Origin of the sequence: Pseudomonas sp. HLS-6, assembly GCF_002753995.1 — a bacterium.
Classification (GTDB): domain Bacteria; phylum Pseudomonadota; class Gammaproteobacteria; order Pseudomonadales; family Pseudomonadaceae; genus Aquipseudomonas; species Aquipseudomonas defluvii.
In genome coordinates, this window is record NZ_CP024478.1 from 3,416,251 (window position 1) to 3,436,557 (window position 20,307).

Sequence of the window (20,307 nt, forward strand, 5' to 3'; positions counted from 1 at the left end):
GCCCCCGGCTCCCGGGAACCAACCGTTCAGATACTGTAACAATTTCTTGTGCATTCACGTGAATGCACACTACCCCAACAACTGACTCAACACCGCACGCAACTTGCCCGGTTTCACCGGTTTGCTCAACAACGGAGCCCCAAGGCGCTGCATCGCCAGACGGCTCTGATCGCTACGATCAGCAGTGATCATCACCGCGGCAATCGGCCGCCCAAAGTGCGCCCGCAGGTCCATGACCACATCACAGCCTGTTATTCCGTGGTCGAGGTGGTAGTCCGCCAGGATCAGCTCCGGCTCACGCCCCTGCAGCACCTCCAGCGCACTCTCACGGTCTGTGGCGGTCAGCACCTCACACCCCCACTGGCCAAGCAACGAGGCCATGCTCTGGAGAATGCTCAGCTCATTGTCCAGTACCAGCAAACGGCGCCCCGGCAATGGATTGCCGATACTGGGTTGCGGCAACACGGCTGCCGCCGGTGGGCGTGGCAAATCGTGGGTCAGCGGTACATCAATGCTGAATACCGAGCCGCGCCCCGGCCAGGAACGCACACGCACCTGGCAGTCGAGTATGCGGGCAATACGCTCGACAATCGCCAACCCCAGGCCAACCCCCTTGCGATCAGCCGCACGACCAACGTCGAGCTGATTGAACTCCAGAAAAATCGACTCCAGGCGATCGGCGGCAATCCCCCTACCGCTATCCCACACCTCAAGTCGCAGGTAATGACCACATCGCCTGGCCCCCAACAACACACGTCCGTGCTCGGTGTATCGGCAGGCATTGCTGAGGAAGTTACGCAGGATCCGCGTCAACAAGCGCAAATCGGTATGAATCACCCGCTGACCGCTACGCACCCGCAAGCTCAGCCCTGCCGCCTCCGCTACCGGCTGGAACTCCGACGCCAATGGGGCCAACACCTCATCAAGGCTATACAGGTCAAGGTCCGGCTTGATCGCGGCCTGGTCCAGCCGGGAGATATCGAGCAAATCGGTAAGCAGGTCTTCGGCGCCTTCCAGCGCCTGATGAGCGCGTTCGACCAACACCTGCTCGGTGGCCGGTAGCGGTCGCTCACGCAAGGTAGAAATCAGCAGCCGCGCCGCATTCAACGGTTGCAACAGGTCATGGCTGGCCGCAGCCAGGTACTTGTCCTTGCTACGGTTGGCGGCCTGGGCCGCATCGCGAGCCTCAATCAATTCATTGGTACGCTCGGTGACACGCTGCTCCAGTTCATCGTTGAGCTGTTGCATGCGCTCTTGAGCCTGCTTGCGCTCGGTAATATCGGCAACAAAGCCTTCCACCAGGCCCTCTTCATCCGGTCGTCGCAGCAGGTTCATCAGCACGTCGATACTGCTGCCATCACGGCGACGCAACTGTGTCTCATAGCCCAGCAAGGCGCCGTCACGCTGCAACACCTGGGTAATTTGCAACAGCTCCGTCGGCCCACCGACAAACAAATGCCCTCCCAGGTCTCTGCGAGCAAACAACACAGCCTGAGGGTCCGAGTAACCCAGCATACGTGCCAATGCCGGGTTCGCGGCACGCAGGCCATCGTCCAGGCTGGCCTGAAAAATCCCGTGTACCGCGTGCTCGAACAGCCACTTGTAACGATTGCGCTCGGCCTCCAGCTCCTCCAGCCGCACGGCCAACTCCGGGTAGTGGCTCTTGCGAACCGTGTGGTTGCTCAGCCCTAACAGCCCGGCAAGGGCATCGGCCCGAGGTTCAGAGGGCCTCGCCATACACCACCTCGACATCACGCAAGCTCGAGGCACGCGGGTTGGTCAGAATGCATGGATCATCCATGGCATGCTGCGACAGGAACGGGATATCCGACAGGCCAACACCGTGCAGGCCAAGGGTTTCATGGAAGCCCACCGCATGCTTGAGGGCAATCAGGTGCTCAACCAGCCGCTGGCGAATCTGGTTATGGTTCAAACCGCGGCAATCAATACCGAGGGTCTCGGCGATCACCTTGAAACGCTCGGGGGCGGCGCTGTAGTTGAAGGCCACGACGTGCTCAACCAACACCGCATTGCACAAGCCATGCGGCAGGTCGAGAAAACCGCCCAGGCTATGGGACATGGCATGTACCGCCCCCAGGATGGCGTTGGAAAACGCCAACCCGGCCTGCATGCTGCCCAACATGATCTTCTCGCGCAGGGCGATATCGCCGGGATTGGCGATCATCTGCACCAGGTGGCCGTTGATCAGGCGCATCGCTTCCAGGGCATGGGGATCGGTCAGCGGCCCGTGGCCGGTAGAGACAAAAGCCTCGATGGCATGCACCAACGCATCGATACCGGTGCAGGCGGAAAGGAATGGGTCCATGCTCAGGGTGGTTTCCGGGTCGATCAACGACACATCCGGCACCACTGCCTTGCTGACGATGGAGAATTTCATCCGTTCTTGCTGGTTGGAAATGATCACGAACTGCGAGACATCCGCCGAGGTGCCGGCCGTGGTCGGGATCAGGATCAGCGGCGGGCTCGGCACGCGAATGGTATCGACCCCTTCAAACTCCAGAATATGCCGCCCATGCGCGACCACGATGCCAATGCCCTTGGCGCAATCCATCGGGCTACCGCCACCGACGGCGACAATCACATCACACTGCTCACTGCGGTAACGCTCAGCGCCGGCCATGACCTCCTCGACCCGAGGATTGGGCGACACGTCGCTGTACAGGCAGTACTCAATGCCTTGCTCACGCAGGCTGGCTTCGATATCAGCCACCCACCCCGCCACGATCACCCCAGGGTCGCTGACCAGCAACACCTTGCGTGCGCCAAAGGTCTTGGCGTAGTTGGCCACATGGTGCCGACAGCCGGCGCCGAAGATGATTTCCGGGGAGACGAATTTACGCAACTGGCTCAGGTTCGGGCTCATGCAACGCCTTCTTGTTTTTTTTAAGATAGCGCCAGCCTAAAGCATCGGACCGGGATTGCAATCAGACCGTCAAGGTCGTCGAAGATAAGCCGCGCCGGTCACTGCAACCAGTGACCGGCGGGAGAAGGATCAACGGTTGGCGAAGTACATCGTCACTTCAAAACCAATACGCAGATCAGTGAACGCAGGCTTTTTCCACATAGCTCGATCCTCTTCTAGCACCACAGGATTGCGGTGATTTCATTAAACACTTGCCCTGCAAACCACGCCTCCTACTTTGGGAGCAAATGGCGCAGCGCTTTGGTGCCATACCCTCAACAAGCCCTTCAGATACGCCGCGCACACGCGAGCGCCCTGCCAAGGGCAGATCCCGTCAAGCGAGCACTGAGTGGAGCACGAAAAAGCAGCCGCTGAACACTGACAGAAATGCCAGGTATCCAGCGGCTGAAAGGGACGTGAATTAGAAGAAGCCCAGCGGATTGATGTCGTAGCTCACCAGCAGGTTCTTGGTCTGCTGGTAATGGTCGAGCATCATTTTGTGGGTTTCACGGCCAACGCCAGACTTCTTGTAACCACCAAATGCGGCATGGGCCGGGTACAGGTGGTAGCAGTTGGTCCACACGCGACCGGCCTTGATCGCGCGGCCCATGCGGTAGGCGCGATTGATGTCACGGGTCCAGACGCCAGCACCAAGGCCAAACTCGGTGTCGTTGGCAATCGCCAGGGCTTCGGCCTCGTCCTTGAAGGTGGTCACACCAACGACAGGGCCGAAGATTTCTTCCTGGAACACCCGCATGCCATTGTGCCCCTTGAGCAGGGTCGGCTGGATGTAATAGCCCTGGGACAAATCACCGGCCAGACGCTCGCGATCACCACCGGTGAGCACCTCGGCGCCTTCTTCGCGAGCGACCTGCATGTAGGAGAGGATCTTTTCGTACTGCTGTTCTGAAGCCTGGGCGCCGACCATGGTTTCGGTGTCCAGCGGATTGCCGCGTTTGATCTGGCCGATCTTCTTCATCACCGCGGCCATGAAGGGCTCGTAGATCGACTCCTGAACCAACGCCCGTGATGGGCAGGTACAGACTTCACCCTGGTTGAAGAACGCCAGCACCAGGCCTTCGGCAGCCTTTTCGATGAATGCAGGTTCGGCCTGCATGATGTCTTCAAAGAAAATGTTCGGCGATTTCCCGCCCAACTCCACTGTCGACGGAATGATGTTTTCGGCAGCACATTTGAGGATGTGCGAGCCCACAGGAGTGGAACCAGTGAAGGCGATCTTGGCGATGCGCTTGCTGGTGGCCAGGGCCTCACCCGCTTCACGACCAAACCCCTGAACGATGTTCAACACGCCCGGTGGCAACAGGTCGCCAACCAGCTCGGCCAGCACTGTAATCGACAGCGGCGTCTGCTCAGCGGGTTTGAGCACGATGCAGTTACCGGCGGCCAGCGCCGGCGCGAGCTTCCAGGCCGCCATCAACAGTGGAAAGTTCCACGGGATGATCTGCCCGACCACTCCCAGCGGCTCGTGGAAATGGTAAGCCGTCGTGGTGTCATTGATCTCGGCAGCGCCACCCTCCTGAGCACGGATGCAGCCGGCAAAGTAACGGAAATGGTCAGCGGCCAAGGGTACGTCGGCATTCAGGGTTTCACGGATGGCCTTGCCATTGTCCCAGGTTTCGCTGATGGCCAGCACTTCCAGGTACTGCTCGATACGGTCGGCAATCTGCAGCAGAATCCGCGAGCGGTCCTGCACCGAGGTTCGCCCCCAGGCATCGGCAGCGGCATGGGCGGCGTCCAGTGCACGGTCGATATCGGCCGCATTGGAGCGCGGAAACTCCGCAATCAGTTGGCCATTGACCGGCGAGCTGTTGCTGAAGTACTGGCCGCTCAACGGCGCAACGAACTCACCGCCGATGTAGTTGCCATAACGGGGCTTGAAACTGACAAGGGCATCTGGGGTGCCGGGTGCTGCGTAAATCATGCGCAAACCTCTGCTGATCGAGGCCTGCCGAAGGGCAGGCAGTGGTTCGATCTTAGCCAGCAGGTCGATAGCCGCGAATGAGCCGTTGGCAGCGGGCGGCTCATTATTTGGTAGTAGGTCTGGCAGGCGTCGTAGCACCTTGGCAAGGCCTGGCTCCCACCGCCCAATGTCTGCGGGAGCAGGCCTTGCCGGCGAGCTGGTGCCTTAACGGTCCTTGAACTGTGCTTCGCGCTTGGCGATGAAAGCCGCCATGCCTTCTTTCTGGTCTTCAGTGGCGAAGGCCGCATGGAACACGCGACGCTCGAAGCGCACACCTTCGGTGAGGTTGACTTCAAAGGCGCGGTTGACGCTTTCCTTGACCATCATGGTCATCGGGATCGATTTGCTGGCGATCACGGCAGCGACCTTCAGCGCTTCGTCGAGCAACTCCGCCTGAGGTACGACACGGGCAACCAGCCCCGCACGCTCGGCCTCTTCAGCGCCCATCAGGCGACCGGTCAGGCACAGTTCCATAGCCTTGGCCTTGCCTACGGCGCGCGTCAGGCGCTGAGTACCGCCCATGCCTGGCAGCACACCCAGGTTGATTTCCGGCTGGCCGAACTTGGCGTTGTCAGCGGCAAGGATGAAGTCGCACATCATCGCCAATTCACAACCGCCACCCAAGGCGAAACCGGAGACGGCAGCAATGATCGGCTTGCGGCGATTGGCGATACGGTCAGCGTCGCTGAACAGGTCATCGACGTAGATCTGCGGGTAACGCAGGTCGGCCATTTCCTTGATATCGGCACCGGCAGCAAAGGCCTTCTGGGAGCCGGTAAGCACCACGCAGCCGATGTTCGGGTCGCGTTCGAGCTGGTCCAGCGCCTGGTTGATCTCACTCACGATTTGCGCGTTCAGGGCATTGAGCGCCTGCGGCCGATTGAGGGTGATCAGACCGACCTTGTCACGGATGTCCAACAGGATGGTTTCGTACGTCATGCAAACGGCTCCCTTCAAAGATTGCGCGCAATGACCATGCGCTGAATGTCGCTGGTGCCTTCGTAGATCTGGCAAACCCGCACATCGCGGTAGATCCGCTCCAGCGGGAAGTCGCTCAGATAGCCATAACCGCCCAGGGTCTGCAAGGCATCGGAGCAGACCTTCTCGGCCATTTCCGAAGCAAACAGCTTGGCCATCGAGGCTTCCACCAGCGCCGGACGCCCTGCATCACGCAAGGCTGCGGCATGATGCACCATCTGCCGCGCCACGGCGATGCGCGTTGCCATATCGGCCAGACGGAACGCGACAGCCTGATGCTCGATCAATGGCTTGCCGAAGCTTTGCCGCTCGCGGGCATAATCGCGGGCCACTTCAAACGCTGCGCGGGCCATACCCACCGATTGCGCGGCAATGCCGATGCGCCCGCCCTCCAGGTTCGCCAGCGCAATCTTGTAGCCTTCGCCCTCCTCGCCGAGGCGGTTGGCCACCGGCACGCGGACGTCATCGAAAACGATCTGGCAGGTGTCGGAAGCATGCTGGCCCAGCTTGTCTTCGACCCTGGCGACCTGGTAGCCCGGTGAATCCGTCGGCACGATGAAAGCGCTGATGCCGCGCTTGCCGGCTGCCGGATCCGTCACGGCAAACACGATCACCACACCGGCATTTTGCCCGGAGGTGATGAACTGCTTGCAGCCATTCAGTACGTAATGATCGCCATCACGGCGGGCGCGGGTTTTCAGGCTGCTGGCATCGGAACCGGCCTGCGGCTCGGTCAGGGCGAACGCACCGAGCATGGCGCCACTGGCCAGCGGGGTAAGGAACTGGGCTTTCTGCTGGTCATTGCCAAACTTGAGGATCGGCACACAGCCCACCGAGTTGTGCACGCTCATGATGGTCGAGCAGGCGCCATCACCGGCAGCGATTTCCTCAAGGGCCATGGCGTAAGCCAGGTAACCGGTGTCACAACCGCCCCACTGCTCCGGCACCAGCATGCCGAAGAAGCCCAGTTCAGCCATTTCGACCATGGCTTCTTTCGGGAAGCGGTGCTCACGGTCCCACTGTTCGGCAAAGGGCCGCAGACGCTCTTGGGCAAACTGCCGGGCGGCGTCGCTGATCTGCTGTTGTTCGTCATTCACTAACATGGTGGACCTCAATACAGGCATTCAACGGCCATGGCCGTGGCTTCACCGCCGCCGATGCAGATCGCAGCCACACCACGGCGCAGGCCTTTCTGGCGCAGGGCCGAGAGCAGCGTGACGATAATCCGCGCACCCGACGCACCGATTGGATGGCCAAGGGCGCAAGCGCCACCGTGGACATTGACCTTGTCATGGGGCAATTCGAGCGCGTGCATGGCGGCCAGGGTAACCACGGCAAAGGCTTCGTTGATTTCGAACAGATCGACTTCGCTGAGGTTCCAGCCGGTACGCTTCATCAGCTTTTCGATGGCGCCAATCGGCGCAACCGGGAACAGCGATGGCACATCAGCGAACGCCGCGTGACCATGGATCACTGCCAGCGGCTTGAGGCCGCGTTGCTCGGCCTGGGAACGGCGCATCAGCACCAGCGCGGCAGCGCCGTCGGAGATCGAACTGGAGTTGGCCGCCGTTACGGTACCACCGTCACGAAAGGCCGGTTTGAGTTGCGGGATCTTGTCCAGGCGCGCCTTGGGCGGCTGTTCGTCATCACTGATCAGACGCTGTTCCTTGCCCACGGTGACTTCGACCGGAACGATCTCGGCGGCGAAGCTGCCGTCCTTGATCGCCTGCTGGGCGCGGGTCAGCGAGGCAATGGCAAAATCGTCCTGGGCTTTGCGACTGAAGCCATTCTTCTCGGCGCAATCCTCAGCGAAGGTGCCCATCAAGCGGCCCTTGTCGTAGGCATCTTCCAGGCCATCGAAGAACATGTGATCGATGATCTTGCCGTGCCCCATGCGATAACCGCTGCGGGCCTTGTCCAGCAGGTACGGCGCGTTGGACATGCTTTCCATGCCACCGGCCACCACCACATCGGCGCTGCCGGCCAGCAGCAGGTCATGGGCCATGATCGCGGCCTGCATGCCCGAACCACACATTTTGTTCAGGGTTGTACAGGTAGTGCCCTTGTCCAGGCCGGCACCGAGGGCTGCCTGACGGGCCGGCGCCTGACCAAGACCGGCAGGCAGTACACAGCCGAACAGCACCTGCTCGACGCTATCGCTGGCAATACCGGCGCGCTCTACGGCTGCACGGATGGCTGCAGCGCCGAGTTGCGGGGCCGTCAGGCTTTTCAGGTCACCCTGCAGCCCACCCATGGGGGTACGCACGGCGCTGACAATGACAATTGGATCGTTGGCGAGGGTCATGATGGTTACTCTCTGATTACTTGGCAGCCATGCGCAGCGCACCGTCGAGACGGATCACTTCGCCGTTGAGCATGCTGTTCTCGATAATGTGACGGGCCAGCGCCGCGTATTCCTGCGGACGCCCCAGGCGTGGCGGATACGGCACACCTGCAGCCAGCGAATCACGCACTTCCTGAGGCATACCCGCCATCATTGGGGTCTCGAAGATGCCTGGGGCGATGGTCATCACGCGGATACCAAACCGCGCCAGTTCACGGGCCGCCGGCAACGTCAGGCTGGCGATGGCGCCCTTGGAGGCAGCATAGGCTGCCTGGCCGATCTGGCCATCATAGGCAGCGATGGATGCGGTGTTGATGATCACTCCGCGTTCACCCTCGGCACCGGCCTCAGTTTCAGCCATGGCCGCCGCAACCAAACGCAGCAAATTGAAGCTACCGACCAGGTTAATGTTGATTACCCGACTGAAGCTGTCCAGGCCGTGCGGGCCCTGTTTACCGAGGATCTTCTCGGCACCGACCACGCCGGCACAGTTGACCAGCCCGTGAAGGCTACCAAAGGCTTCAACTGCGGCATCCACAGCAGCCTTGGCGGCGGCTTCCTGGCTGATATCGGCAACCGCGTAACGCGCCTTGGGGCCAAGGGCCTGCGCCTTGGCCGCTACAGCCTCGGCATTGAGGTCGACCAGCATGACCTGGGCACCGGCCTCGATGAGCATTTCGGCGGTGGCCGCGCCCAGCCCGGAGGCCGCGCCGCTGACGATGAAGTTTTTATTGGCAATGTGCATGTTCGGGTTCCTCAGGCGCTGGCGGTCTGACCCAGCGCGGCTTGTTGTTTGGCGATTTCCTGATTGCGCAGGATGAAGCGCTGCAGCTTGCCGCTCGGGGTTTTCGGCAGCTCGCTGACAAATTCGATTTCACGTGGGTAGGCATGGGCATACAGGCGTTGGCGCACGTGCTGGCGCAGGGTTTCGGCCAGTTCGGGGCTGGCGCTGTGGCCATTGCCCAGCACCACGAACGCCTTGACCAGCTCAGTGCGCTCTGGGTCGGGTTTGCCGATCACCGCGGCCTCGACTACCGAAGGGTGTTCGATCAAGGCGCTCTCGACGTCGAACGGTCCAACCCGGTAACCGGAGGTGGTGATCACGTCGTCACTGCGGCCGACGAAGCTGATGCTGCCGTCGTCGTTCAACTCGACGGTGTCGCCACTCAGGTAGTACTTGCCGACAAAGGCCTTGGTTGGCAGGCCGTGATAACCCGCGAACCAGCACAGTGGTGACTGCTCACGGTCCACGGCGAGAATGCCCGGCTGCCCGGCAGGCAGTTCACGCTGCTGCTCATCCAGCACGACAATGCGATGCCCTGGAACGGCAAAACCTGCGGCGCCCATATGCACCTTGTGCGCAAGACCATGGTGATTGCACAGGACCATGCCCAGCTCGGTCTGGCCATAGTGGTCATGGATAGGCACATTCAACTGCTCGGCGAACCAGCGGATCACTTCTGGGTTGAGCGGCTCCCCAGCGCTACTGACCACCCGCAGGCAACCCTTGATCGGCGCCGAAAAGTCCTCACCGGCAGCAATCAACATACGGTAGGCGGTCGGCGAACCGGCGAGGTTGGTAATGCCGTATTTCTTGATAACCTTGTAGGTGCTTTCAACGCTGAACGGGCCATCGAAGAAGGTCGTCGCGTGGCCCAGCGACAGCGGGCCGGTAACCGCATAGTAGAGCCCGTAAGCCCAACCCGGGTCGGCCAGGTTCCAGAAAGCGTCTTCCGGGCGCAGGTCGATGGCGTCGCGCATGTACCCCTGGAAGGCGACGATCGCGCGCAGCGGCACTTCCAGCGGCTTGGCCGGGCCGGTGGTGCCGGAGGTGAACATCAGCAGAAACGGTGCGTCGGCGCTCAGCAGCACTGGCTCGCATTCACTGGCCGCAGCATTGAGTTCGGTATGGAAGTCGAGGTCGCCGGAGTCGGCCTGGGCGAGCACCGAGATAATCCGCGGGCAACCCTCGACGTCATCGAGCTTGCTGCGGTTGTTGCGGTCGGTGATCACCACCTTGGCACCGGAGCTTTCCAGTCGGTGCTCGATCGCCTTGGGGCCAAATGCGGTGAACAGCGGCTGGTACACCGCACCCAGACGCCAGGTACCGAGTATCGTCACCAGCAGTTCTGCGGTACGTGGCAACAAACCCGCCACACGGTCGCCAGGGCCTACACCCTGAGCCTTGAGCACGTTGGCAAACCGCGCGGCGCGGGCCTGCAGATCGGCAAAACTGTAGTGCGTGCTGTTACCGTCACGGTCTTCGCAGTTCAACGCAATACGCCCGTCCTGGGCATGTCGGTCACAGCACTCAACACAGGCGTTGAGCGCCTCAAGGTTACCTGCAAGGGCCTCGTCGGCGGCCTGCTGATAGTTGAAGCTGCTCGCAGCCACGCTGTATTCACGCATCACCAGACTCCTCGTTTCTTATTTTTGGAATAAACGAATGATCTGTTGATAGTCGCGCTGGTCACTGCCTGCGGCAATGGTCAAAGCGCGCAATCTGGATGACTGGTTTGGCCACTCAGTCGGTCGGCAGAAGAATCAGGCTGCGGTAGTGCCCCGGGTTACTGCCGGTCCATTTGCGGAATACCTTGTAGAACGAGCTGGTATCGGCAAACCCCAGGCGCGCGGCAATGTCAGCAAAACTGACGTCGGCTTCGGCCAACCAGGTAATCGCCAGTTCCCGGCGCACACTGTCTTTCAAGCCCTGATAGGTCTGCCCTTCATCGGCCAAGCGCCGCCGTAACGTCGAGGCGGAAATGCACAGGCGCTGGGCCAGGGCTTCGGTCTCGGGCCAGGCAGCAGCGGGCAGCGCGCGCAGGTCGTGGCGAATACGCCGCGCCAGGCTGGCCGGGTCGCGGTACTTGACCAGGATGTTGGCGGGCGCTTCGGCCAGAAAACGCTGCAACTCATCGACGCTGCGCCTGACGGGAAGATCAAGGCACTCGGCCGCAAAGATCATCCGCGTGCGCGGGCGACCGAACTGCAGGTTCTCGGAAAACATCACCCGGTAGTCGTCGCAGAAGTCCGGCTCGGTACAGCGCAGTTCGATGGCCAGGATCGGAATACGCCGCCCTGCCAGCCAGCAGGCGACACCATGAACGATCATCCAGAAGGTGAAGTAGGTAAACGCCCGACGGGGTGCATCTTCAGGTTCGCCGACCACGATTTCGGCCAGGCTCTGCTGGCGCACCAACACCGGTTGCAAGTGCTCCAGCATCAATGACAGGAAGCTCAGCGCCGACTCCAGCGCGGCGCCCAGCGTGGGCTGCGCCATGGAAGAACGGCACAAAAATGCCAGGCTGCCGCTGCGCAAGCCGCGCGGGTCCATGCAGAAAAACTCATCGTGACAACGTCGCGCCAACAGCCGCCATAGCTGCGCATAGGCACTGGCCGGCACACGGGCATCGAGCTGGCCCAACTGCTGCGGGTCGATGCCGACCCGTTTGAGTACCTCGCTCGTGGCGCTGCCTGCTGCACAACTCTGCAACAGGGCCTCACGCACCAGTTGCATGGAGATCGTGTCTTTCTCCGTCATCGCTTGTACTTCACCTTCCCTTGAGGTTGCCGGTCGACATCTTAGAGCTCCGCCAGCGAAAACGCTCGTTTCAGCCCTGCTGTGCCAGGTCCAGAAATGCCCGTATCAGCCGTAGCTCACGGCGCCGTTCCAGACAACCCAGCATATGCTGGTTGATCAGCCCCGGGCCGGCAATCGGCCGGGCCACAACACGCGGGTCGTGGCTGACTTCGACCGAGGCGACAATGCCGATACCCAGCTCTGCCGCCACGGCTTCGGTCACTGCTTCGCGGCTATCCAGTTCCAGCAGGACCCTGGGCTGCACCTGCGCTTCGCTGCACGCCTGATCGAAGGTGCGCCGGGTAATCGAACTGGGCTCGCGCAGCACCATGATCTGTTTATCCAACTGGTCAATGGGCAACTGCGCAGTACTGGCAGCCCATTCATGCCCGGCCGGAATCAGTGCACAGATATGCGACGGCCCAAGGCTCTGCAAATACAGCCCCTTGCGCGGTTCCACCTCGGTCAGTACCGCCACATCGGCATGTTCGGACAACAACGCCGCAAGGGTTTCCTGAGCATTGCCCAGGCGCAGGTTGACCGTAATGCCCGGGTAGCGGGCGCGCAATTGCGCGAGCATCGGCATGACCCGGTGCGGGCCGTCTGCGGCCACTTCCAGGCGCCCGGTCAGCAACTGCCGGTTGGCTTCAAGCATCGCCTGGGCCTCTTCAGCCAGGCTGAACATGGCACGGGTGATCGCCGCCAGGCGGGTGCCCTCCTCGGTCAGTTCCACCCGGCGCGCCGTACGGCGCAACAAGGTGATCTGGTAATGCTCTTCAAGTGCCTTGATATGCCCGGTGACCGCTGGCTGGCTGATGAACAAGCGATTGGCGGCCCGGGTAAAACTGCCTTCACGGGCCACGGCATCAAAGGCGCGGAGCTGGAACAGGTTCATCAGTATCGGCCCCACTTATAGTTGGCATAACAACAAACAATTTGATTGATGGCGCGCGGAATTGCAACTTAAGCCCCGTACCTTCAGCCCACAGTTTGTGAGGACCACCACCATGAGTACTGCCGCTCCGATCCTGCTGACCCCTGGCCCCCTGACCACTTCGGCCCGTACACGGCAAGCAATGCTGGTGGACTGGGGCTCGTGGGACCGTGACTTCAACCAACTGACCGCCAGCCTGTGCCAACAACTGCTGGCCATCATCAACGGCGCCGGGACACACCATTGCGTTCCCCTGCAAGGCAGCGGCACCTTCGCCGTGGAAGCAGCCATCGGTACCCTGGTACCGCGCGACGGTAAAGTGCTGGTACTGATCAACGGCGCCTACGGCCAGCGCCTGGCAAAAATCTGCGAAGTACTAGGGCGCGCCTACAGCACGTTCGAAACCGCAGAAGACGAGCCGACCACGGCTGCCGATGTCGACCGCCTGCTGCAAGCCGACGCCAGCATCACCCACGTGGCGCTGATTCATTGTGAAACCAGTACCGGCATTCTCAACCCGCTGCCCGACATCGCCCGGGTCGTCGCCAACCACGGCAAGCGCCTGATCATCGATGCCATGAGTTCGTTTGGAGCCTTGCCGATCGACGCCAGCGAAGTGCCCTTCGATGCCCTGATCGCCGCTTCCGGCAAGTGCCTGGAAGGTGTGCCGGGCATGGGCTTCGTATTCGCCAACCAGGCATCGCTGGCCGCTGCCGAAGGCAACTCGCATTCCCTGGCAATGGACCTGCACGATCAACACAGCTACATGGCCAAGACCGGCCAATGGCGCTTCACCCCGCCCACCCATGTGGTCGCGGCCCTGCATGAAGCCCTGCTGCAGTACAACGAGGAAGGTGGCCTGCCCGCTCGTTATCAGCGCTACGCCAGCAACTGCAAAACCCTGCTCGATGGCATGGCCGCCATTGGCCTGCGCAGCTTCCTGCCGGCAGACATCCAGGCACCGATCATCGTCACCTTTCACGCCCCTCGTGATGCACGCTACGCCTTCAAAGACTTCTACGAGCGGGTCAAGGCCAAGGGGTTCATCCTCTACCCTGGCAAGCTCACCCAAGTGGAAACCTTCCGCGTCGGTTGCATCGGCTGTGTTGGCCCGGACGGCATGAGCGCCGCCGTCAACGCCATTGCCGAAGTGCTGCGCGAAATGGAAGTGCTGGATATCTGAAGCCGTTTTCAATCCGCCCGATGGCATGACCGATCAAGGAATTCACCGATGAACTACAAAAACCCAACACACCTGCAAGCCGCGATCCTCGACTGGGCCGGCACCGTGGTCGACTTTGGCTCCTTTGCACCTACGCAGATCTTCGTCGAAGCCTTTGCCGAGTTCGACGTCGAGGTTTCTATCGAGGAAGCCCGCGGCCCGATGGGCATGGGCAAATGGGACCATATCCGCACCCTCTGCGACCAACCGCAGATTGCCGAGCGCTACCGCAAGGTGTTCGGACGCACCCCGACCGATGATGACGTGACCGCCATTTACCAGCGTTTCATGCCGCTGCAGATCGAGAAGATCGCCGTGCATTCGGCACTGATCCCCGGCGCGCTGGACACCCTCACCGGCCTGCGTCAGAACGGCCTGAAGATCGGCTCGTGCTCGGGCTATCCGAAAGTGGTGATGGACAAGGTGGTCGAGCTGGCGGCAAAGAACGGCTATGTTGCCGACCACGTAGTGGCCACCGACGAAACCCCTAATGGACGCCCTTGGCCGGCGCAAGCGCTGGCCAACGTGATTGCCTTGGGCATCGACGACGTCGCTGCATGCGTCAAGGTCGATGACACCGTGCCAGGCATCCTCGAAGGCCGCCGCGCCGGCATGTGGACCGTCGCCCTGGTCTGTTCCGGCAACGCCCTGGGCCTGACCTACGAAGGCTATCGCGCCCTCGACCCGAACACGCTGGAAGCCGAGCGCAAACGCATTCATGCGATGTTCGAAGGTTCGCGCCCGCACTACCTGATCGACACTATCAATGAGTTACCCGGTGTGATCGCTGACATCAACCAGCGTCTGGCCCGAGGTGAGATGCCGCAAGCGGTTTGACTGCGCAGTGCCGGCTCCCGAAAGGAGCCGGCCTCACCTCAACGCTGATGCAACGCGACCCAGCGCGCATAGCTGTCAATGAACCCCTGCAGAAACGGCCGGGTTTTCTCCGAAAGCTTGCCATGTTCATCGAACAGGCTCCCCGCCCCGCCTACATATGCCTCAGGCTGCTGCATGCAGGGCACGTCGAGGAACACCAGCGACTGGCGCAAATGATGGTTGGCACCAAAGCCCCCCACCGCACCCGGCGACACACTGATTACCGCGCCCGGCTTGCCGCTCCAGGCACTCTGCCCGTAGGGCCGTGAACCCACATCAATGGCGTTTTTCAGCACACCTGGGACCGAACGGTTGTACTCAGGTGTCACAAACAACAGTGCATCGCTGTTGCGAATCTGCTCACGAAAAGCCGTATAGGCAGCGGGTGGCGTGCCATCAATGTCTTCGTTGTACAGCGCCAGCCCGCCAATTTCGACAATACTCAATTTGAGACTGGGGGGCGCCAACTCGGCAAGCGCGCGAGCGACCTTGCGATTCAAGGACTCCTTACGCAGGCTGCCCACCAGCACCGCAACTGAATAGACCGGACTCATAGCGCTCTCCAACCTGAAAAACATAGGGAATTTTAGGTATAGACGATCAGTGCAGCTCCTCAGTTTTTTTCTACACTGGCAAAACTCCCCGCAGTTACAGCGGTCTATGGCTGACAGCGCATTTTTATTTCAGAGGTTGCACGTTAAATGACAGCAGTACTGGTCGGACAATTTCATGCACGGGATGCTGAAGGACGTATCTACCCTGTACATGAGTTCCAGGAATCTACCCTGCAGGCCGATGGAACTGCCGCCTCGCTCCCCGTTACCACCTACCGCCTGGCGATCGGTGACCGGGTCAACCACCTGGGTGAAGACCGTTTTGAACTGGTGCAAAGCGGTGTGGAGATCATCCGCATCCCCTGAGCCCATTCAGGGCGTAATGCAATCGACGGTATAGACCCGCCCCTGGGCGGTGTCTTCATGCTGGAGCCCATGCACGTCCGCGACAAAGCCGGGAAAACCGGTGTCGAAAGCCCGCGCGAAGGCCAGGTAGTCGATGATTGAGCGTGTCGCCTCGGTGAAGCGCTCACCCGGCATGATCAAGGGTATGCCCGGCGGGTACGGCACCAACATGACGGCGGCAATACGCCCGATCAATTGGTCGATGGGCACCGCCTCCACCTCCCCCCTGATCAGTTTGTCGTAGGCGTCGGCCGGTTTCATGACCACCTCTGGCAAACGGGTGTACAAACGCTTGAGTTGCTTGGCCGTGGCATTGCTGCGGTAACAGTCGTGCAACTGGTCACACAGGTCACGCAGGCCCAACCGCTGGTAACGCGACGGGTCCAGGTTTGCCACGCACGGCAGGCTTTCGAGCAAGTCGGTATTGGCGTCGTAGTTGCGCTTGAACTCCAGCAGCTCGGTCAGCAAGGTGCTCCACTTGCCCTTGGTAATACCCATGGAAAACAGCACCAGGAAGGAATAGAGCCCGGTCTTTTCCACCACCAGCCCTCGCTCCCAGAGAAACTTGCTGACCACGGCCGCCGGAATCCCGTGCTCGCCCAGCGCACCGTCCGCAGTCAGGCCCGGCATGACCAGCGTGACCTTGATCGGATCGAGCAGCACATAGTCATCGGCCACCTCGCCAAACCCGTGCCATGCGGCCTGCGGCTGCAGCAGCCAGTCAGCAGTAGCCACCGCCCGCGCACCTTCGACCCGTGGTGGTTGCCAGACACTGAACCACCAGTCATCGGCGGCGATATGCGTGCGCAGGTTGGCCAGGGCCCGCCTGAAGCTCAACGCTTCATCGAACATTTCCTGCAGCAACGAACGCCCCGCCGGGCCTTCCATCATCGCCGACGCCACGTCGAGCGACGCCAGGATGCTGTATTGCGGCGACGTGGAAATATGCATCATGAACGCTTCGTTGAAACGGTCTCGGTCCAACTGCCGAGCCCCGCCATCCTGCACATGGATCATCGAAGCCTGGCTGAAGGCTGCCAGCAATTTGTGGGTCGAATGGGTGCTGAACACCAGCGGGCTGTCCGCACTGCGTGACGTTCCCATGGCGAAACGCCCGGCGAAAAACTCATGAAACGCCGCATAGGCATACCAGGCTTCGTCGAAGTGCAGCACCTCGACACTGTTGCCGAGCATCTGCTTGATCAGCTCGGCGTTGTAGCACAGGCCGTCATAGGTCGAGTTGGTCACCACGGCCATTCTCACCTTCGGCGCGCGGCCCTGCGCCAGCGGGTTGGCGTCGATCTTGGCCTGAATCGACTCGCGGCTGAATTCACTCAGCGGGATCGGCCCGATGATGCCCAGTTCGTTGCGTTCAGGGCACAGGTACAAAGGGATTGCACCGGTCATGATAATGGCGTGCAACACTGACTTGTGGCAGTTGCGGTCAACCAGCACCAGATCATCGCGAGCGACCATCGCATGCCAGACAATCTTGTTGGCCGTAGAGGTGCCGTTGATCACAAAGAAGGTGTGGTCCGCACCAAAGTTGCGCGCAGCCCGCGCTTCAGCGTCAGCCAGTGGCCCGGTGTGATCGAGCAGCGAGCCAAGCTCCGGCACCGACACCGAGAGATCCGAGCGCAAGGTGTTTTCACCGAAAAACTGGTGGAACGCCTGGCCCACCGGGCTTTTGCGATACGCCACGCCGCCACCGTGCCCCGGCGTATGCCAGGAGTAGTTGGACTGCGCAGTGTGTTGCACCAATGCCTTGAAGAACGGCGGCAACAGCCCGTCCAGGTAATTGTGCGCAGCCCGTGCCACCTGCCGCGCCAAAAACGGTACCGTGTCTTCAAAAAGGTAGAGGATACCGCGCAGCTGGTTCAGCTCGCTCATGGCTTCTGCCGGCGCATTCTCCAGCGTCACTTGCTCGCCCAAGGCAAAGATCGGCAGGTGTGGCGCACGCAGCCGCGCCAGGCGAATGAGCTCGACCATGTTCTGCAGCAGGTGAGTATTCTCCCCGGCACCCTCGGCAGCGATCAGCATGCACGCCAGGCCATGGTGAGTGGACGCCACCAAACGTCCTTCGGCGTAATCCACTGCCGAAAGAATCGCAAAGCCGTCTTGCGTCAGCTCCTGGGCAATGGCGCGTACGCGCTCGCCAGCAACCGTATCAGCCTTGATATCGCGGTGAACGATCAGAACGGGAAACTTAAGATCCTTGTACATGCGCCACCCCACCCCGGAAACGACAGGCCCGAAGAGCCTTTCACTTCACAGGTTAGAAGGTTGCCGCCAGTGTGCAGGAACGACTTCAGTTCGCCTCGTTCATCTGTTGCCACAACGACGGACCACCCGCGGACTTGGCGATCGCTTCCAGGCGGGCAAGATGGGCTTCAAGCTCGCTGGCGTTAGCCCGAATGATTCGTCCAGGCTGACGATCAGCCGGCAACCGACGAATTTCGCTGCCCTGAATGCTGTTGCCGTTACTGTCTTCAGCACCGTCGGCAGCCAACGAAAGGCTGGTCTGCCCGCCGGTCATGGCCAGGTAGACGTCTGCCAGCAACTCGGAGTCGAGCAACGCGCCGTGCAAGTCGCGGCCGGAGTTGTCGATACCGTAGCGTTTGCACAAGGCATCAAGGCTGTTGCGTTGCCCCGGATGACGTTCCCGCGCCATCATCAGGGTGTCGAGCACGTCGCAGTATTGGGTGATGTCAGTGCGGTCGGCGTAACCGGCCAAGGCGAATTCGTTGTTGATGAAACCAACGTCGAACGCCGCGTTATGGATGATCAGCCGCGCACCCTTGATGTATTCATAGAATTCATCGGCGACTTCGGCAAAGCGCGGTTTGCCAATCAGGAACGCATCGGTGATGCCGTGAACGCCGATAGCGCCCTCGTCACTCTCCCGATCCGGTTGCAGGTAAACGTGGAAGTTGCGGCCCGTCAGACGCCGACCAATCACCTCGACACAACCGATCTCGATGATCCGGTGACCGTCGGTAACCGGCATACCGGTGGTTTCGGTATCCAGCACTACCGACCTGTTGTTATGCATCTCCACGCCGGTGATCTCCTGCCGCGCACATCTAGAAAACCGCACCCCGTCGCTGATCCGGCCAAGCCGACAGTGACAGGGTGCTCAATTGGGAAAGCCGGGAATTCTACCTCAGCTCCCAGGCATTTGCCGGACCGATTTACGCTCAGCGCAGACCGCGCACTTCGTCGACACCGCGGTTGGCCAACTGGTCGGCACGCTCGTTGCCGTCATGGCCAGTGTGGCCGCGCACCCACTTCCAGGTCACCTGGTGCCGACCGACCTGTTCGTCAAGCTGCTGCCACAGGTCGGCATTCTTCACCGGTTGCTTGGCAGCGGTTTTCCACCCGCGTTTCTTCCAATTGACCATCCACTCGTTAATGCCCTTCATGACATATTCCGAGTCGGTGACCAACAACACTTCGCAACTGCGCTTGAGGGCTTCCAGCGCACGGATGGCGGCCATCAACTCCATACGGTTGTTGGTCGTCTCGCGCTCGCCCCCCCACAACTCCTTTTCCACACCCTTGCAAATCAGCAGGGCGCCCCAGCCACCGGGGCCAGGGTTACCCTTGCAGGCACCATCGGTGTAGATCTCGACGCTTTCGCTCATGTACAGCCTTTTTCATCAGTAATTGCCCCCGAGCCTGCACGCTCAGGGTTCGGAATTGCGTCGGTTGACCTTGGCCATCGGAAGGGGCAGCAACTTGCCCATGGGTTCGCGACGCTCCTGGCGCAGCGGCCGCAGGCCAACCACCATTTTGCGCGCTACCAACAGGTAGACACCACCGCCGACACCCTGCCATCGGCCGGCCAAGCGCTCCCAGCCTTCCAGGCGCTGTTGCCAGGCGGCGGAAGCGAGCGGCGGACGATAGCACCCGAAGCGGCGTTTCTCCAGCGCGAAGCCCAGCAGGTTCAACCAGTCGCCGACGCGAGAGGGCGAGATGCAGCGCGCCTTGCGCAAGGCATCATGGGCAAAGAAATGACGCACTCCCCAGGTACTCCAAGGGTTGATACCGACGATCAATAAATGCCCACCAGGGCGCACGCTGCTGGCGGCCTCGCGCAGCAGGCCGTGCGGCGAAAGGCTGAAGTCCAGCCCATGCTGCAGCACGACCACATCAGCGGCGTGCTCACTCAACGGCCAGGCCTGCTCTTCACAGACAATCTCCACCCCTGGCAACGGCGCGCCCAGGCGCACATTGCGCTGCACTTGCGGCGCATTGGGCGGAGCCTCGGCACAAGGGCCGTAATGCACCAGGTAGCCACCGAAGTAACGCCCCAGTTCCTCCTCCAGCAGCCGCTGCTCTTCTTTGAGCAACAACTGCCCCAATGGCCCGCCGAACCAGTCTCTCGCCAAACTGATCAGCTCAAGCCAGTCCGGATCAGCCTGAGCGAACGCTTTGTCGGTCATAGCCCTCTCCCGCTTGCCGGGTTCTCGTGGAACCCCATAGCCTCTAAGATGCACCAATGTCCCAC

Annotated in this window: 19 protein-coding genes; 3 read left to right on the plus strand and 16 right to left on the minus strand. The window is 61.1% G+C overall.

The features are described from left to right. Positions 1–69: 69 nt before the first annotated feature. The 11 genes from CS390_RS15955 to CS390_RS16005 form a co-directional block, all read right to left on the minus strand. Entirely contained in the window at positions 70–1,737 is a 1,668-nt protein-coding gene (locus CS390_RS15955; protein WP_065759912.1) for a NahK/ErcS family hybrid sensor histidine kinase/response regulator, read from the minus strand. After that, complete coding sequence (gene ercA / locus CS390_RS15960; protein ID WP_065759911.1) at positions 1,721–2,884, minus strand: alcohol dehydrogenase-like regulatory protein ErcA; 1,164 nt, start codon at positions 2,882–2,884, stop codon at positions 1,721–1,723. The genes CS390_RS15955 and ercA overlap by 17 nt, the downstream gene beginning before the upstream one ends. A gap of 129 nt (positions 2,885–3,013) precedes the next feature. Next, positions 3,014–3,085 (minus strand): pyrroloquinoline quinone precursor peptide PqqA, encoded by a 72-nt coding sequence (gene pqqA / locus CS390_RS15965; RefSeq protein ID WP_009394664.1) that lies wholly within the window; start codon positions 3,083–3,085, stop codon positions 3,014–3,016. A 259-nt stretch (positions 3,086–3,344) separates the two neighbouring features. Next, positions 3,345–4,865 carry an aldehyde dehydrogenase family protein gene (locus tag CS390_RS15970; protein WP_099776725.1) on the minus strand — a complete coding sequence of 507 codons (1,521 nt, stop codon included), beginning with the start codon at positions 4,863–4,865 and terminating at the stop codon, positions 3,345–3,347. A gap of 204 nt (positions 4,866–5,069) precedes the next feature. Further along, positions 5,070–5,843 carry an enoyl-CoA hydratase gene (locus tag CS390_RS15975; protein WP_065759910.1) on the minus strand — a complete coding sequence of 258 codons (774 nt, stop codon included), beginning with the start codon at positions 5,841–5,843 and terminating at the stop codon, positions 5,070–5,072. A 14-nt stretch (positions 5,844–5,857) separates the two neighbouring features. Continuing rightward, complete coding sequence (locus tag CS390_RS15980) at positions 5,858–6,985, minus strand: acyl-CoA dehydrogenase (RefSeq protein WP_065759909.1); 1,128 nt, start codon at positions 6,983–6,985, stop codon at positions 5,858–5,860. A gap of 8 nt (positions 6,986–6,993) precedes the next feature. Then, a complete protein-coding gene (locus tag CS390_RS15985) occupies positions 6,994–8,187 on the minus strand; it encodes an acetyl-CoA C-acyltransferase (RefSeq protein ID WP_099775317.1) in 1,194 nt (397 codons plus the stop codon). 16 nt (positions 8,188–8,203) lie between these two features. Next, complete coding sequence (locus tag CS390_RS15990) at positions 8,204–8,971, minus strand: SDR family NAD(P)-dependent oxidoreductase (protein WP_065759907.1); 768 nt, start codon at positions 8,969–8,971, stop codon at positions 8,204–8,206. Between the two features lie 11 nt (positions 8,972–8,982). Then, positions 8,983–10,635, minus strand: coding sequence for an acyl-CoA synthetase (locus tag CS390_RS15995; RefSeq protein WP_099775318.1), 1,653 nt, complete (start codon positions 10,633–10,635; stop codon positions 8,983–8,985). A gap of 115 nt (positions 10,636–10,750) precedes the next feature. Beyond that, positions 10,751–11,767, minus strand: a complete 1,017-nt coding sequence (locus CS390_RS16000) for an AraC family transcriptional regulator (RefSeq protein ID WP_099775319.1) — start codon at positions 11,765–11,767, stop codon at positions 10,751–10,753. Between the two features lie 70 nt (positions 11,768–11,837). After that, complete coding sequence (locus CS390_RS16005; RefSeq protein ID WP_065759904.1) at positions 11,838–12,701, minus strand: LysR substrate-binding domain-containing protein; 864 nt, start codon at positions 12,699–12,701, stop codon at positions 11,838–11,840. 112 nt (positions 12,702–12,813) lie between these two features. Between CS390_RS16005 and CS390_RS16010 the strand changes: the two genes are divergently transcribed. Both CS390_RS16010 and phnX read left to right on the plus strand, forming a co-directional pair. Beyond that, positions 12,814–13,923: a 2-aminoethylphosphonate--pyruvate transaminase gene (locus CS390_RS16010; protein ID WP_099775320.1), complete on the plus strand. Its 1,110-nt coding sequence runs from the start codon at positions 12,814–12,816 to the stop codon at positions 13,921–13,923. 48 nt (positions 13,924–13,971) lie between these two features. Beyond that, the gene (gene phnX, locus CS390_RS16015) at positions 13,972–14,799 is read left to right on the plus strand and encodes a phosphonoacetaldehyde hydrolase (protein WP_065759902.1); all 828 of its coding nucleotides are present in this window, start codon (positions 13,972–13,974) and stop codon (positions 14,797–14,799) included. Between the two features lie 38 nt (positions 14,800–14,837). Here the strand turns inward: phnX and CS390_RS16020 are convergent, their stop codons facing one another. Next, positions 14,838–15,392, minus strand: coding sequence for an NADPH-dependent FMN reductase (locus CS390_RS16020; protein WP_065759901.1), 555 nt, complete (start codon positions 15,390–15,392; stop codon positions 14,838–14,840). 147 nt (positions 15,393–15,539) lie between these two features. Here CS390_RS16020 and CS390_RS16025 point away from each other — a divergent pair, with 147 nt between their 5' ends. Beyond that, positions 15,540–15,758, plus strand: a complete 219-nt coding sequence (locus tag CS390_RS16025; RefSeq protein WP_065759900.1) for a hypothetical protein — start codon at positions 15,540–15,542, stop codon at positions 15,756–15,758. A 6-nt stretch (positions 15,759–15,764) separates the two neighbouring features. Here the strand turns inward: CS390_RS16025 and CS390_RS16030 are convergent, their stop codons facing one another. The 4 genes from CS390_RS16030 to CS390_RS16045 all read right to left on the minus strand — a co-directional run bounded on the left by CS390_RS16030 (position 15,765) and on the right by CS390_RS16045 (position 20,242). Further along, entirely contained in the window at positions 15,765–18,020 is a 2,256-nt protein-coding gene (locus CS390_RS16030) for an arginine/lysine/ornithine decarboxylase (RefSeq protein WP_065759899.1), read from the minus strand. An 85-nt stretch (positions 18,021–18,105) separates the two neighbouring features. Next, entirely contained in the window at positions 18,106–18,849 is a 744-nt protein-coding gene (gene dnaQ / locus CS390_RS16035) for a DNA polymerase III subunit epsilon (protein ID WP_065759934.1), read from the minus strand. Positions 18,850–18,994: 145 nt separating this feature from the next. After that, positions 18,995–19,441, minus strand: a complete 447-nt coding sequence (gene rnhA, locus CS390_RS16040) for a ribonuclease HI (protein WP_065759898.1) — start codon at positions 19,439–19,441, stop codon at positions 18,995–18,997. A gap of 42 nt (positions 19,442–19,483) precedes the next feature. Then, on the minus strand, positions 19,484–20,242 hold the full coding sequence (locus CS390_RS16045) for a methyltransferase domain-containing protein (protein WP_065759897.1): 759 nt from the start codon (positions 20,240–20,242) through the stop codon (positions 19,484–19,486). Positions 20,243–20,307: the final 65 nt, after the last annotated feature.

What these genes read in the sequence shown, in the direction of transcription:
- CS390_RS15955 (WP_065759912.1), bottom strand. Translation starts at nt 1,737, where the DNA reads ATGGCGAGGCCCTCTGAACCTCGGGCCGATGCCCTTGCCGGGCTGTTA.
- ercA (WP_065759911.1), bottom strand. Translation starts at nt 2,884, where the DNA reads ATGAGCCCGAACCTGAGCCAGTTGCGTAAATTCGTCTCCCCGGAAATC.
- CS390_RS15970 (WP_099776725.1), bottom strand. Translation starts at nt 4,865, where the DNA reads ATGATTTACGCAGCACCCGGCACCCCAGATGCCCTTGTCAGTTTCAAG.
- CS390_RS15975 (WP_065759910.1), bottom strand. Translation starts at nt 5,843, where the DNA reads ATGACGTACGAAACCATCCTGTTGGACATCCGTGACAAGGTCGGTCTG.
- CS390_RS15980 (WP_065759909.1), bottom strand. Translation starts at nt 6,985, where the DNA reads ATGTTAGTGAATGACGAACAACAGCAGATCAGCGACGCCGCCCGGCAG.
- CS390_RS15985 (WP_099775317.1), bottom strand. Translation starts at nt 8,187, where the DNA reads ATGACCCTCGCCAACGATCCAATTGTCATTGTCAGCGCCGTGCGTACC.
- CS390_RS15990 (WP_065759907.1), bottom strand. Translation starts at nt 8,971, where the DNA reads ATGCACATTGCCAATAAAAACTTCATCGTCAGCGGCGCGGCCTCCGGG.
- CS390_RS15995 (WP_099775318.1), bottom strand. Translation starts at nt 10,635, where the DNA reads ATGCGTGAATACAGCGTGGCTGCGAGCAGCTTCAACTATCAGCAGGCC.
- CS390_RS16000 (WP_099775319.1), bottom strand. Translation starts at nt 11,767, where the DNA reads ATGACGGAGAAAGACACGATCTCCATGCAACTGGTGCGTGAGGCCCTG.
- CS390_RS16005 (WP_065759904.1), bottom strand. Translation starts at nt 12,701, where the DNA reads ATGAACCTGTTCCAGCTCCGCGCCTTTGATGCCGTGGCCCGTGAAGGC.
- CS390_RS16010 (WP_099775320.1), top strand. Translation starts at nt 12,814, where the DNA reads ATGAGTACTGCCGCTCCGATCCTGCTGACCCCTGGCCCCCTGACCACT.
- phnX (WP_065759902.1), top strand. Translation starts at nt 13,972, where the DNA reads ATGAACTACAAAAACCCAACACACCTGCAAGCCGCGATCCTCGACTGG.
- CS390_RS16020 (WP_065759901.1), bottom strand. Translation starts at nt 15,392, where the DNA reads ATGAGTCCGGTCTATTCAGTTGCGGTGCTGGTGGGCAGCCTGCGTAAG.
- CS390_RS16025 (WP_065759900.1), top strand. Translation starts at nt 15,540, where the DNA reads ATGACAGCAGTACTGGTCGGACAATTTCATGCACGGGATGCTGAAGGA.
- CS390_RS16030 (WP_065759899.1), bottom strand. Translation starts at nt 18,020, where the DNA reads ATGTACAAGGATCTTAAGTTTCCCGTTCTGATCGTTCACCGCGATATC.
- dnaQ (WP_065759934.1), bottom strand. Translation starts at nt 18,849, where the DNA reads ATGCATAACAACAGGTCGGTAGTGCTGGATACCGAAACCACCGGTATG.
- rnhA (WP_065759898.1), bottom strand. Translation starts at nt 19,441, where the DNA reads ATGAGCGAAAGCGTCGAGATCTACACCGATGGTGCCTGCAAGGGTAAC.
- CS390_RS16045 (WP_065759897.1), bottom strand. Translation starts at nt 20,242, where the DNA reads ATGACCGACAAAGCGTTCGCTCAGGCTGATCCGGACTGGCTTGAGCTG.